The sequence below is a fragment of the Rhodoferax sp. genome (assembly GCF_012927445.1).
Lineage (GTDB): Bacteria > Pseudomonadota > Gammaproteobacteria > Burkholderiales > Burkholderiaceae_C > Rhodoferax.
Genome location: NZ_JABBPD010000005.1, coordinates 16,304 through 29,692, shown reverse-complemented (window position 1 = coordinate 29,692; position 13,389 = coordinate 16,304). Strand labels below are relative to the sequence as shown.

At 62.4% G+C, this 13,389-nt stretch carries 9 protein-coding genes; 1 reads left to right on the top strand and 8 read right to left on the bottom strand.

Annotated features, from left to right (window positions below):
• Nucleotides 1–14: 14 nt before the first annotated feature.
• Genes HHJ17_RS11010 through HHJ17_RS11000 form a run of 3 tightly spaced genes read right to left on the bottom strand, consistent with a single transcriptional unit; the run spans nucleotide 15 to nucleotide 5,052 of the window.
• Nucleotides 15–2,039 (bottom strand): acetyl/propionyl/methylcrotonyl-CoA carboxylase subunit alpha, encoded by a 2,025-nt coding sequence (locus HHJ17_RS11010; RefSeq protein WP_296505779.1) that lies wholly within the window; start codon nucleotides 2,037–2,039, stop codon nucleotides 15–17.
• A gap of 15 nt (nucleotides 2,040–2,054) precedes the next feature.
• The gene (locus tag HHJ17_RS11005) at nucleotides 2,055–3,677 is read right to left on the bottom strand and encodes a carboxyl transferase domain-containing protein (protein WP_296505778.1); all 1,623 of its coding nucleotides are present in this window, start codon (nucleotides 3,675–3,677) and stop codon (nucleotides 2,055–2,057) included.
• Between the two features lie 10 nt (nucleotides 3,678–3,687).
• A complete protein-coding gene (locus HHJ17_RS11000) occupies nucleotides 3,688–5,052 on the bottom strand; it encodes an AMP-binding protein (protein WP_296505777.1) in 1,365 nt (454 codons plus the stop codon).
• Nucleotides 5,053–5,174: 122 nt separating this feature from the next.
• Between HHJ17_RS11000 and HHJ17_RS10995 the strand changes: the two genes are divergently transcribed.
• A complete protein-coding gene (locus HHJ17_RS10995; protein WP_296505776.1) occupies nucleotides 5,175–6,233 on the top strand; it encodes an AraC family transcriptional regulator in 1,059 nt (352 codons plus the stop codon).
• 720 nt (nucleotides 6,234–6,953) lie between these two features.
• On the opposite strand, the gene HHJ17_RS10990 is transcribed toward HHJ17_RS10995, so the two are convergent.
• The 5 genes from HHJ17_RS10990 to aceK all read right to left on the bottom strand — a co-directional run bounded on the left by HHJ17_RS10990 (nucleotide 6,954) and on the right by aceK (nucleotide 13,365).
• Nucleotides 6,954–7,379, bottom strand: coding sequence for a rhodanese-like domain-containing protein (locus HHJ17_RS10990; protein WP_296505775.1), 426 nt, complete (start codon nucleotides 7,377–7,379; stop codon nucleotides 6,954–6,956).
• A gap of 48 nt (nucleotides 7,380–7,427) precedes the next feature.
• Complete coding sequence (locus HHJ17_RS10985; protein WP_296499753.1) at nucleotides 7,428–8,912, bottom strand: sensor domain-containing diguanylate cyclase; 1,485 nt, start codon at nucleotides 8,910–8,912, stop codon at nucleotides 7,428–7,430.
• Between the two features lie 122 nt (nucleotides 8,913–9,034).
• The gene (locus tag HHJ17_RS10980; protein WP_296505774.1) at nucleotides 9,035–10,165 is read right to left on the bottom strand and encodes an acyl-CoA dehydrogenase family protein; all 1,131 of its coding nucleotides are present in this window, start codon (nucleotides 10,163–10,165) and stop codon (nucleotides 9,035–9,037) included.
• An 82-nt stretch (nucleotides 10,166–10,247) separates the two neighbouring features.
• A complete protein-coding gene (locus HHJ17_RS10975) occupies nucleotides 10,248–11,441 on the bottom strand; it encodes an acetyl-CoA C-acyltransferase (protein ID WP_296505773.1) in 1,194 nt (397 codons plus the stop codon).
• Nucleotides 11,442–11,517: 76 nt separating this feature from the next.
• Nucleotides 11,518–13,365, bottom strand: coding sequence for a bifunctional isocitrate dehydrogenase kinase/phosphatase (gene aceK / locus HHJ17_RS10970; protein ID WP_296505772.1), 1,848 nt, complete (start codon nucleotides 13,363–13,365; stop codon nucleotides 11,518–11,520).
• Nucleotides 13,366–13,389: the final 24 nt, after the last annotated feature.

Genomic DNA, 13,389 nt, shown 5'->3' with positions numbered 1-13,389 from the left:
CGGCGTAACCGGCCTTAGGCCGCGACCAGCTTGAGCAGCTCCGCGCCCTCCGTCACCTGGTCGCCCGGCGCGTAGAGCAACTCGGCCACCACGCCGTCCATCGGCGCGGCAATGGTGTGCTCCATCTTCATGGCGTCCATCACCGCCAGCGCCTGGCCCTTGGTGACCGTGTCGCCGGCCTTGACGGCGAACGACACCACCTTGCCCGGCATCGGCGCGGTCAGGCGGCCACCCTCCGACTGCGTGTCGCCGGCATGCGCCAGCGCATCAATCGCTATGATTTGCGTAGCGCCTTGCGCAGTGAAGACATGGGCTACAGCCCCATTGGTATACACATTCACAATCTGGCGCTTTTCCGCAAAACGCACGTCGATGCCATGGATGACGGGCGTAAACGAAAACACGCCAACCTCGCCCGCCACGTTGAGCTGCAACGCGCCGTCGTGCAGCGTGGTCATGTGCACGACCTGCACCACGTCCTGGAACGCGTAGTCAAAGCGGCGCGAACTGGGCCCATGCGAGCGCCAGCCATCCTGCCGCGCCCACGGGTCGAGCCAGACGGCGCGGCTGGCCACTTGCGCTTCCGCCGCTTTTTCCTGCAGCAGCGTGTGCGCAATGGCACCCGCCACGGCCAGGCTCAAGCCCACTTTTTCTTGCTTGAACAACACCGCCTCTTCACGCGGAATGAGGCCCGTGTCCAGATCGGCCTGCGCAAACGAGCGGCTTTGCACCACGTTGCGCAAGAACTGCACGTTGGTGCTCAAGCCGACAATGTGGGTCTGCGCCAGCGCGGAGTCGAGCCGGGACAGGGCCTGCTCACGGGTTTCGCCATGCACGATCAGCTTGGCCACCATCGAATCGTAGAACGGCGAAATGACATCGCCTTCGCGCACGCCGGAATCAACCCGCACGCCGCCGCTGTTGCGCGCAAAGGTCACGCACTCCGGCAAGCCATAGACGTGCAGCGCGCCGGTGGCGGGCAAGAAGTTGTTGTCCGGGTTTTCGGCGCAGATGCGCGCTTCGATCGCGTGGCCGGTGATTTTGAGTTGGTCCTGTGCCCGCGGCAGCGGCTCGCCAGAGGCGACGCGCAATTGCCACTCCACCAAATCCTGGCCGGTGATGGCTTCGGTCACGGGATGCTCCACCTGCAAGCGGGTGTTCATTTCCATGAAGAAGAAAATCATCGAACCATCGGGCTTTTGCTCGACGATGAACTCGACCGTCCCAGCGCCGACATAGTCCACGGCGCGGGCCGCCGCCACCGCCGCCTCGCCCATTTGCCGCCGGAATTCCTCGGTGATGCCGGGTGCCGGCGCTTCTTCCAGCACCTTCTGGTGGCGGCGCTGCACCGAGCAATCGCGCTCAAACAGGTACACATAGTTGCCCAGTGTGTCACCAAACACCTGAATTTCGATGTGGCGCGGCCGCTGCACGTACTTCTCGATCAGCACCGCGTCGTCGCCAAAGCTGTTGATGGCTTCGCGCTTGCAACTGGCCAGCGCCGCGGCAAACTCGGCCGAGCTGTCGACCGCGCGCATGCCTTTGCCGCCGCCGCCGGCACTGGCTTTGATCAGCACCGGGTAGCCGATGCTGTCGGCCTCGCGCTGCAGCAGCGCCGGGTCCTGGTCGGCACCGTGGTAACCCGGCACCAGCGGCACGCCGGCCAGATTCATCAGCCGCTTGGACTCGGCTTTCAGCCCCATCGCCTTGATGCTGGACGGCAGCGGGCCGATGAACACCAGCCCCGCGTCCGCGCAGGCCTGGGCAAACTCGACGTTTTCGCTCAAGAAACCGTAGCCGGGATGCACCGCTTGCGCGCCGGTCGCCTTGGCGGCGGCGATGATGTTTTCCCAGCGCAGGTAACTGTCTTTGGGCGCGCTGCCGCCGATATAGACCGACTCGTCACAGACGCTGACGTGTTTGGCGTTGGCGTCGGCATCGGAGTACACCGCGACGGTCTTGATGGCCAGGCGACGGGCGGTGGCCGCCACGCGGCAGGCGATCTCGCCCCGGTTGGCAATGAGTATTTTGTTAAACATGTGAGTCTCTTTTCATTACATCCGGAACACGCCAAACTGGGTCTCGGGGATCGGCGCGTTCAGTGACGCGCTCAAGCCCAGCGCCAGCACGCGGCGCGTGTCGGCCGGGTCGATGATGCCGTCGTCCCACAAACGGGCGGTGGCGAAATAGGGGTGGCCCTGCTCTTCGTACTGGCGGCGAATCGGCGCCTTGAAGGCTTCTTCTTCCTCCGCGCTCCAGGCGCCGCCTTTGAGTTCGATGCCATCGCGCCGCACGGTGGCCAGCACGCTGGCGGCCTGCTCGCCGCCCATCACCGAAATGCGCGCGTTCGGCCACATCCACAAGAAACGCGGGCTGAAGGCACGGCCGCACATGCCGTAGTTGCCGGCGCCAAAACTGCCGCCGATGATGATGGTGAACTTCGGCACGGCAGCGGTCGCCACGGCGGTGACCATCTTGGCGCCGTTGCGGGCGATGCCTTCGTTCTCGTACTTGCGCCCGACCATGAAGCCGGTGATGTTCTGCAGGAACACCAGCGGAATCTTGCGCTGGCAGCACAGCTCAATGAAGTGCGCGCCCTTCAAGGCCGACTCGCTGAACAAAATGCCGTTGTTGGCGATGATGCCGACCGGCATGCCTTCGATGTGGGCAAAGCCCGTGACCAGCGTGGTGCCATAACGCGGCTTGAACTCGTGCAACTCACTGCCATCGACGATGCGGGCGATGATCTCGCGCACATCAAACGGCTTGCGGGTGTCGGTCGGGATCACGCCGTACAACTCTTCTGCTTCAAATTTAGGAGCTGTCACCGCAAGCAGCGCGGGGGCTAGAGCCTTCTTTTGGTTCAAATGCGAGACCGCAAGGCGGGCCAACGCCAGCGCGTGCAGGTCGTTTTCGGCCAGATGGTCGGCCACGCCGGAGAGGCGCGTGTGCACATCGCCGCCGCCCAGGTCTTCCGCCGTCACCACTTCACCGGTGGCGGCTTTTACCAGCGGCGGGCCGCCCAAAAAGATCGTGCCCTGGTTCTTGACAATGATCGCTTCGTCGCTCATGGCCGGCACATAGGCGCCGCCTGCCGTGCAACTGCCCATCACCACCGCAATTTGGGCGATGCCCTGCGCGCTCATGCTGGCCTGGTTGAAGAAGATGCGGCCGAAATGGTCGCGGTCCGGAAACACCTCGTCCTGGTTCGGCAAGTTGGCGCCACCCGAGTCCACCAGGTAAATGCAGGGCAGGCGGTTTTGCTGCGCAATCTCTTGCGCCCGCAAATGCTTTTTCACCGTCATCGGGTAATAGGTGCCGCCTTTGACGGTGGCGTCGTTGCAGACGATCATGCAATCGACCCCGCTAACGCGACCAATGCCGGCAATGACCCCGGCGCTGGGGGCGCTGTCGCTGCCGTCGCGGTCCGGGTACAAGCCCAGCGCGGCCAATGGCGACAGCTCCAGAAACGGCGTGCCGGGGTCGAGCAGCATCTGCACGCGGTCGCGCGGCAGCAACTTGCCGCGCCCGGTGTGCTTGGCGCGGGCGGCGTCGCCGCCCCCCAGCGAAGCCTTGGCGATCTGGGCGTTGAGGTCATCGACCAGGCCGCGCATGGCGGCGGCGTTGGCCAGGAAGTCCGCAGAGCGGGCGTTGAGTTTGGTGTCAAGAATGGGCATACAACTTCTTTCAGGCGGTTTTGTCTTCTTGCAGTCCCAGCTGCAGTTTCATTTCTTCTCGGATTTTGAACTTCTGGATCTTGCCGGTCACGGTCATCGGGAACGCACTGACGAAGCGGATGTGGCGCGGCACCTTGTAGTGCGCAATCTGCCCTTTGCAGAAGGCCTTGATATCGTCTTCGGTGAGGGTCTGACCCTGCTTCAGGATGATCCAGGCGCACAGTTCTTCGCCGTATTTGGCGTCTGGAATGCCGACCACCTGCACGTCCTGAATCTGGGGGTGGCGGTAGAGAAATTCCTCGATCTCGCGCGGGTAGATGTTTTCACCGCCACGGATCACCATGTCCTTGATGCGGCCGACGATGTTGACGTAGCCCTCGGCGTCCATCGTCGCCAGGTCGCCGGTGTGCATCCAGCCGGCGATGAACATGGTCGGCACGCCGTGCAGCCCGGTGCATTGCTCGTCCTGCACGGTTTGCAGCACGCTCAAGGCATCAAAGCCGTCGTTCGGGTAAACAATGGTGGCGCCGTGCGTGAGGCAGGCCAGGTTGCCCAGCACCATGCCAAAGCAGTGGTACAGCGGCACAGGAATGCACAAGCGGTCCTTGGGCGTCAGCTTCATGGCTTCGCCAATGAAAAAACCGTTGTTCAGAATGTTGCGGTGCGTCAGCGTGGCGCCTTTCGGGAAGCCGGTGGTGCCGCTGGTGAACTGGATGTTGATCGGGTCGGTGGCGTGTAGCAGTTTGGCCGTGGCTGCAAGGCGCGGGTCCGCGGCATTACCGGTTGCCAGTAGCGCCGAGAAGCGCAGCAGACCCGGCAACTCATCGCCCTGCCCCGGCTCGTCAATCCAGACCACGCTGCGCAGATGTGGCAGGCGGACCGACTGCAACGCGCCCGGCTGCGCCGTGCTCAGTTCCGGCGCCAGTTCGCGCAACATGCCGACATAGTCGCTGGTCTTGAAGCGGGCCATGGTCACCAAGGCCTTGCACGCCACCTTGTTGAGCGCATAGTCCAGCTCGGCGACCCGATACGCCGGGTTGATGTTGACCAGTATCAGGCCGACCTTGGCGGTGGCCAGCTGCATCAGCAGCCATTGCGCGTTGTTGTGCGACCAGATGCCGACCCGGTCGCCCGGCGCCAGCCCGAGCCCCAGCAAGGCACTGGCCAGCTGGTTGCTGGCGGCCTGCAACTCGCGGTAGGTGTAGCGCACCCGCTGGTGGGCGCTGACCAGGGCCTCATGTTCCGGCTGGCGGACCACCATGGCATCAAAGAAGTCGCCCAGTGTTTGTTCGATCAAGGGTACGTCGGTGGCGCCACGGGACAAACTGCGCGTCAAGAGTGGCGCGGTCAGGGTGTTTACAGATGCTGCTGTCATGTTTATTTCCTTGTAGGGCACGGACCCCAGAAACCATCTCAAATGGAAGCATAGAGGCTTACGCCTCTTTGCGCCGGCCACATAGGTTGCAAATCGTGCCACATGGCCACATACTCCAACCCATGTCTTTTTACGCACCCCCGGCGCCTTTCGTGGCGGCTCCTCTCACGCCTGGACCGGCGGTCACGCCGATTGCTTTTGTGCATGCGATTGTGCAAGCCTACACCCAGCGCAACCAAAACCCGGCCGCAGCGCTGGCGCTGGCACAAATTGCGCCAACCGCGTTGACCGATCCGGCCGCCCGCATCACCGCCGCACAAATGGAGCGCATCTCCGGCGCCGCCATGCTGGAACTGGACGACGAAGCCTTAGGCTGGTTCAGCCGCCGCCTGCCTTGGGGCAGCTACGGCATGCTGGCCCGCGCCTCCCTCAGCGCACCGACGCTGGACGTGGCGCTCAAGCGCTGGTGCCGGCATCACGGCCTGCTGACGGACGACATTACGCTGAATTTGACGGTGGCCGGGGAGGTGGCAACGCTGACCATCACCGAGCACCGGGATCTGGGCGCGCTGCGCGAGTTCTGTCTGGTCTCGGTGCTGTGCAATATCCACGGCCTGGCCTGCTGGCTGGTCGACTCGCGCATCCCGCTACAAAGCGCGCAGTTCCCGTTTGCCGCACCAGCGCACCATGACGTGTATGGCGTGCTGTTTTCCGGCCCGACGGCATTCGACACCGCGCCGGCCGGCATCCGTTTCGACGCCCGCTACCTGGCGCTGCCACTGCGCCGGGACGAGCCCGCCCTGCAACAGATGCTGAAACGCGCCCTGCCGCTGACCGTGCTGCAATACCGGCGCGACCGCCTGCTGGTGCAGCGCGTGCGCCAAGCGCTGGTCTCCCATCCCACGCTGACCCACAGCGCTGAGGCCCTGGCCGCCCTGCTGCACGTCTCGCCACGCACCCTGCACCGGCAACTCAAAGACGAAGGCGCCTCGCTGCAGGCGCTCAAAGATGACGTGCGCAAGAACCGGGCGCTGGAGTTGCTGTTGCGCACCGCGCGCCCGATCAAGCAGGTAGCCGAAGCGGCAGGTTTCCAGAACGAAAAGAGCTTTATCCGCGCCTTTCGCGGCTGGACCGGCGAATCACCGGCGGAGTTCCGACGCGCCGGCGCACCCCTGGTGTGATTTGCGGATTTAGTGGGTTTTAAGGGTTTCTCGGCCTAACACAAAACACTCGACCGACACTCCACAATTATTGTGGATAACTTTGTGCACCAGCCCCGGAACAACCCCGCCAAAGCGAGGCCCGGCGCGGGCTGTACTGCGATGCCTGCCAAACAGGCAGCCCAAAATAGCACGAAATTTAAATCAAATAAATTTGATTCCACAGCTTCTGTGGATAACTATGTGCATCAGCCTAGGGAAAACCCTTCAAAGCCTTATTCGGCAAGGGCTGCAACACGATGCCTAGCAAATAGGCAGACCGTATAAGTCGTGAATTCCAGGCCAAAGATATGAAAACCCATACCAGAAAGATCGTCCCAAAGACCTCTAAACCCAAAGACCGGCCACAAATTTTGCAAAATAAATAATCAACCGGAGCCCCACCGCGGGCGGCGTCGCAAGCCTGATTTCTCATGCACAATTTTTGTGGATAACTTTGTGTACCAGCCCCGGAACAACCCCGGCAAAGCCAGACCGGGCGCGGGCTGCAGCGTGATGCCTGCCAAACAGGCAGGAGCTTGGGCCACGCTCTTTTCGCATGTCGCGCAAGACAGCGTTGGTGATCGGTTCACGGTCTACCAGCACGCCGTCGCCGTCAAATTACGGGCGCTTCAAATTTAATAGCTACTCCTGCATAGCGGACGGGGGCTAGAGGCTTATTTTATTGATAACTGCAGGCACTCAGGCCTTGGGTTGGCGCCGTGCTTTTTGCGCGTCCAGCGTTTCGGTCGGGGCGCCCTGCTTGACCCAGGCGGCGTAACCACCGTCGATATGGGCCACGTTGGTCATGCCCATGTCCTGCAGCGCCTTGGCGGCCAGCGCGCTGCGCCAGCCGGCACCGCAGAACAGGATGAACTCTTTGGACTCATCGGCAAACAGCGGCTTGTGATAGGGCGAGCCGGGGTCGACCCAAAACTCCAGCATGCCGCGCGGCGCCGGGTAGGCACCAACCACCGTGCCGTCGCGCTCGAGTTCGCGCGGGTCGCGGATATCGACGATCTGGGTGTGGCCATCGTTCATGCGGGCCTGCACCTCGGCCACCGAATAGGTGGTGACCTGGGCCATGGCTTCGGCCACGAGTTGTTGACAGCTTTTGGTAATGGGCATGAACGTCTCCTTGGGATTAATCGAATTAACAGGTCTGCGAGCCGGATGTCACGCCGCCGACGACGACGACGACGGTGCGGGGGCCACCGCGACCTGGTTGCGCCCGCCCTGCTTGGCCAGGTAAAGCCCGGCGTCGGCCCGGCTGATGGTCTGCTCGGTCGGCTCCGCGCCGCTGAACTGGCTCACCCCAATGCTGACGGTCAGCGCAAGGGCGTGGCCGTCGACTTCGAGCTTGCCCTCGGCAATGCGCTGGCGAATTTTTTCCGCAATCAGCTGCGCCTCCTCCAGGCCGCAGTTGTTGAGCACCACCAGAAATTCTTCGCCGCCCCAGCGCACCGCAATGTCGGACTTGCGCAAGCCCTGCTGAAGTTGCGCCGCCACATGGCACAGCGCCCGGTCGCCCGTCGCATGACCATGCTGGTCGTTGACGTGCTTGAAATGATCCAGGTCCAGCAGCAACATCGACACCGGCCGCGCTTGGCGCTCGTACTCGGCCAGCACCTTGTCCATCAGGATGGTGAAGGCCTGCCGGTTCAGCATGCCGGTGAGCTTGTCGGTGGACGCCATTTGCTCAATGCGGCGCTGGTAACGCGTCAGCGACACGTTCATCAGCATCACCACCACCAGGGTGACGAACAGGCAGATCGCGAGGTTGATATAGAGCGTCTTGCGCACTTCGACCAGGGCCTCAGACTCATCTTTTTCGACAAACAGGTACCAGTTGAGCTCCGGGATGTAATGCACATTGAGCAGGTAGGTGACGCCATCGGCCTCGTACTGGTAGCCGCCGTTTTTGTCGCGCAGGATGCCGTCAATGATGTCGCGCAGGCCGGGCCGGGCGTGCAGGTCCGGCTGCTGCTGCAGGTTTTTTTGCCCCCCCAACACGACCTGGCCCTTGGTGTCGACGAAATAAATCGAGCGCTGGTAGCGCTGCTGGTAATCCTTGATGCGGCGGTGCATGGCATCGATCGTGAGGCCGATGCCGGTGGCGCCCAGGTACTGCCCGGCAAAGTCAAACACCCGGTAGTTGATGAAGATCGTCATGGCGTCTTTGTTGGCCAGGTCCAGGTCGACATTGATTTCGTAAGCGTCCTTCAGCTCGCGCACCCGGTAGTACCAGGCATCGCGCGGCTCGCTGGCCGACACTTTCTTCAGGACACCGCTGCCGGTGTAGTAGTTGGCACTGCGCTCGGAGACAAAGAAGCTGCTGAAGGCGCCATACCGCATCTTGATTTCCTGCAGGTAGCGGTTCATCTCGTCCACATTGCGCTCACCCTGGAGCACCCAGTCGCGCAGGAAAGTGTCGTGCGCCATGGTGGAGGAAATCACCACCGGCTGCACCAGATCCTTCTGCAACTCGACGTAGATATTGCTGGAAGTCAGCGGCAGCTCCTGCCCGATGATGGCCTGGCGGATGACGTTTTTGGAAACGAAGTAGCTGCCCAGGGTGGTGGCAAAAAAGCCCGCCGCCAGCAGCAGGCTGAGCAAGGCCAGCAGTCGCCGGCCGTCAAAAATACGATGAACGGAAACCATGAGGGGGTGTGACTCGTTTTTTTTTAGGGGACAGCAATAACCTTGCTGGCGGTATTGTTACACGCCCCCTGCTCAGGCCAAGACAGCGCCGGCGCCCAGCGCGGCGACTGTCCCGCCACCGCTCAGGCCAGCGAACGCTGGATGATGATTTTCTGCACGTCGGAGGTGCCTTCATAAATCTGGCACACGCGAACGTCGCGGTAGATGCGCTCGACCGGGAAGTCGCTCACATAGCCGTAGCCGCCGAGCGTCTGGATGGCGATGCTGCAGACTTTCTCCGCCATTTCGCTGGCGAACAACTTGGCCATGGCGGCTTCTTTCAGGCACGGGCGACCGGCGTCGCGCAGGGCGGCAGCGTGCCAGATCAGCTGGCGCGCCGCTTCGATTTGCGTCGCGCAGTCGGCCAGGCGGAAACCGACCGCCTGGTGGTTGAAGATGGCGGTGCCAAAGCTTTGCCGGTCCTTGGAATAGGCCAGCGCCACCTCAAACGCGCTGCGCGCCATGCCGACACTTTGCGCGGCAATGCCGATGCGGCCGCCCTCCAACGCACCGAGGGCGATCTTGTAGCCTTCGCCCTCAGCCCCAATCAGGTTTTCCACCGGAATGCGGCAGTCGTCAAAATTGATCTGCGCCGTGTCGCTTGAGTGCTGGCCGAGCTTGTCTTCCAGTCGCGCCACCACGTAGCCGGGGGCACTGGTCGGCACCAGGAAGGCGCTCATGCCTTTTTTGCCGGCGCCCTTGTCGGTGACGGCAATGACGATGGCGACATCGCCGTTTTTGCCGCTGGTGATGAACTGCTTGACGCCGTTGATGACGTACTCGTCGCCCGCTTTCACCGCGGTGGTGCGCAGGCTGGAGGCGTCGGAGCCGACATGCGGCTCGGTCAGGCAAAAAGCGCCCAGCATCTGGCCTTGTGCCAGCGGGGTCAGCCACTGCTTCTTTTGCGCGGCATTGCCGTAGCGCATCAGGATAGCGTTGACCGGGCAATTGGTGACGCTGATGGCGGTGCTGGTGCCGCCGTCACCGGCGGCGATTTCTTCCAGCACCAGCGCCACCGTCAGGTAGTCCATATTGGCGCCGCCAAATTCTTCCGGCACGCAAATGCCGTAGGCGCCCAGCGCGGCCAAGCCCTTGTGCGCTTCCTTGGGAAAGGTGTGCTCCTTGTCCCACTTGGCGGCGTGCGGCCACAGTTCGGCTTGGGCAAAGTCGCGCACCGCGTCGCGGATCATTTCCTGGTCTTGGGTTAACAACATGGTTCAGACACTCCAACATTCTTCAAATTTATAAAAAAGGGGGCGCTAGCCCCCGTCCGTCCTACGCAGATAGCTATTTAATTTATAGCATTTCCAGCGCCACGGCCGTGCCTTCGCCGCCACCGATGCACAAGGTAGCCACGCCTTTTTTCAGGCCACGCGCTTGCAGCGCGTACATCAGGGTGACCATGATGCGGGCGCCGCTGCAGCCAATCGGGTGGCCCAGCGCGCAGGCGCCGCCATTGACGTTGACGATGTCGTGGCTCAGTTTCAGGTCATGCATCAGTGCCATCGGCACCACGGCAAACGCTTCGTTGACTTCCCACAGGTCCACGTCACCGACGCTCCAGCCGGCCTTGGCCAGCACCTTGTTCACCGCGCCAATCGGGGCGGTGGCGAACCAGTTGGGTTCTTGCGCGTGCACGGCGTGGCTGACGATGCGCGCCAGCGGCGTGAGGCCCATCTTGGCCGCGGTCGAGGCCCGCATCATCACCAGCGCGGCGGCGCCGTCGCTGATGCTGGAACTGCTGGCGGCGGTGATGGTGCCGTCTTTCTTGAACGCCGGTTTCAGCGTCGGGATTTTTTCCAGCTTGACTTTGCCGGGGGCTTCGTCGGTCGAGATCACGGTATCCCCGGCGCGGCCCTTGACCGTCACCGGCGTGATTTCGGCGGCAAACGCGCCCGACTTGGTCGCGGCCTGCGCCCGCTGCACGCTGGTGATGGCGAACTGGTCTTGCTGTTCGCGGGTGAAGCCGTACTTGGCGGCGCAGTCTTCGCCAAAGGTGCCCATGGAGCGGCCGGCCTCGTACGCGTCTTCCAGGCCATCGAGCATCATGTGGTCCATCACGCGGTCGTGGCCGATGCGGTAACCGCCACGGGCTTTTTGCAACAGGTAAGGTGCGTTGGTCATGCTTTCCATGCCGCCGGCCACCACCACATCGGCGCTGCCGGCCAGCAGCATGTCGTGGCCGAACATGGCCGCGCGCATGCCGGAGCCGCACATCTTGGACAGCGTCACCGCCCCGGCGCTGATCGGCAAGCCGCCTTTGAAGGCCGCCTGGCGCGCTGGCGCCTGGCCCTGGCCGGCCATCAGGCAGTTGCCAAACAGCACTTCATCGACCAGCTCGACGGACACCCCCGCGCGCGCCACCGCCGACTTGATGGCAACGCCACCCAGGTCATGCGCGGCCAGCGAAGAAAACTCGCCCTGGAAGCTCCCCATGGGGGTGCGGGCGGCTCCGACAATAACGACAGGGTCAGCGATGGAGTCAGTCATTTTTAGTCCTTTCAATGAAAATCAGGTGGAGCGCAGGCAGCGCCTGCGTGAGTAGCTATCAAATAAAGAGCGAATCTCAAATCGAGGCCGGCAGTGGCGCGTCCGGATGAGCGACGTGGAAGCGCTTGTCCTGCTCATAGGGAAACACGTCGTACACATAGCCTTGCTGGATACGCTCCTTGTGGCTTTGCCAAAAGGCGGCATCCAGCAAGTCGGCGTGGTGCTTCATGAACACTTCGCGCACCGCCGGGTTACCGAGCAGGAACGGGGCAAAGGTCTCGGGAAACACGTCTTTGGGGCCGACGCTGTACCAGATTTCGCCCGACATTTCTTCTTCTTCGTTGCGCGGCTGGGGCACGCGGCGGAAGTTGCAGTCGGTGATGTACTCGATCTCGTCGTAGTCATAAAACACCACCTTGCCATTGCGGGTGATGCCAAAGTTCTTCCACAGCATGTCACCGGGGAAAATGTTGGCCGCCACCAAGTCCTTGATGGCGTTGCCGTACTCGATGACGCCGCGCTCAATCTGCTCATGCGCCCGGGCCGCGGCGCCCTCGGCCGGATTCGGCTCCGCACCGCCGGCGTCGAAGGCTTCCTGCAGGTAGATGTTGAGCGGAATCATGCGCCGCTCAATATAGACGTGCTTGATGATGACTTCAAGGCGGCCATCGCCATCGCGGTCCACAATTTCCAGCTGACTCGGGGCAAACTGTTCGATCTCGGCAATCAGTTCGTCGTTGAAGCGGTCGCGTGGAAAGCCGACCTCGCTGTACTCCAGCGTGTCGGCCATGCGGCCGACGCGGTCATGCTGCTTGACCAGCAGGTACTTGCCCTTGATCTGCTCGCGCGTGGTGTCCTTCTGCGGCGGATAGTAGTCCTTGATGACCTTGAACACGTAGGGAAAAGACGGCAAGTCAAACACCAGCATCACCATGCCCTTGATGCCGGGTGCGATGCGGAACTGGTCGCTGGAGTGGCTCAGGTGGTGCAGAAAGTCGCGGTAAAACAGCGTCTTGCCCTGCTTGGCCAGGCCCAGCGCGTTGTAGATTTCGTTGCGCGGCTTGCGCGGCATCATGCTGCGCAGAAACAGCACATAGGCCGAGGGAATCTCCATGTCGACCATGAAGTAGGCGCGGGCGAAGCTGAACAGCATCAGCAGGTCATCCTCGCCAAACAGGGCGGCGTCAATCGCCACCTGGCCCTCTTTGTTCGGCAGCACCGGCAGCGCAAACGGAAATTCGTTGAAACCGTTGATCAGCTTGCCCACGATGTAGGCGCCCTTGTTGCGAAAGAACAGGCTGGTCAGCACCTGGATCTGAAAGTTGGCGCGCAGCTTGGCGTCACCCAGCCGCTCGACCATGGCCTCTTGCACCAGGGCGGCGTCGCGCGCCAGGTCGACGAAGGGGTTGCGCAGGTCGAAGTCGTTCACCATCTGCACCAGCACCGCGGTCATGGTGTCGCGCGTCGGGTAATAGCAGCGGTAGGTGGGGCGCGCTTCGGACTCGCCGTTTTCAATGTACTCGGTGCTGACCGCCGGGCGCACAAAGATGAAGTCGTTCTGGAAATAGCTGCGATGCAGGATTTTGGTGGTGACCGAATTGAAGAAGGTCTCCGCCAGCTCCGGCTGGTGGTGGTTCACCAGCAGGCCGATGTAATGCAGCTTGATCTGCTGCCAGATGTCCATCGGCTGCTCACCGGCCTTGAATTCGTGTTCCAGCCGGTTCGAGCATTCGCGCACCCGCAGGTCGTAAAACTCGATCCGCTCCCGTTGTGCCCGCTGCTGGCCATGCCAGTCCGCGGTCTCGAACCGGTGCTTGGCGCGCGCCGACTCGGTGCGGAACAGCTGATAGTGGCGGTTAAAGCCATCCATCATGGCTTTGGCGATGTCGTAGGCGAGCGAGGAGTCAAGACGGGTGGGGAACATGATTGCTCTTTTTTTAATAGCTGC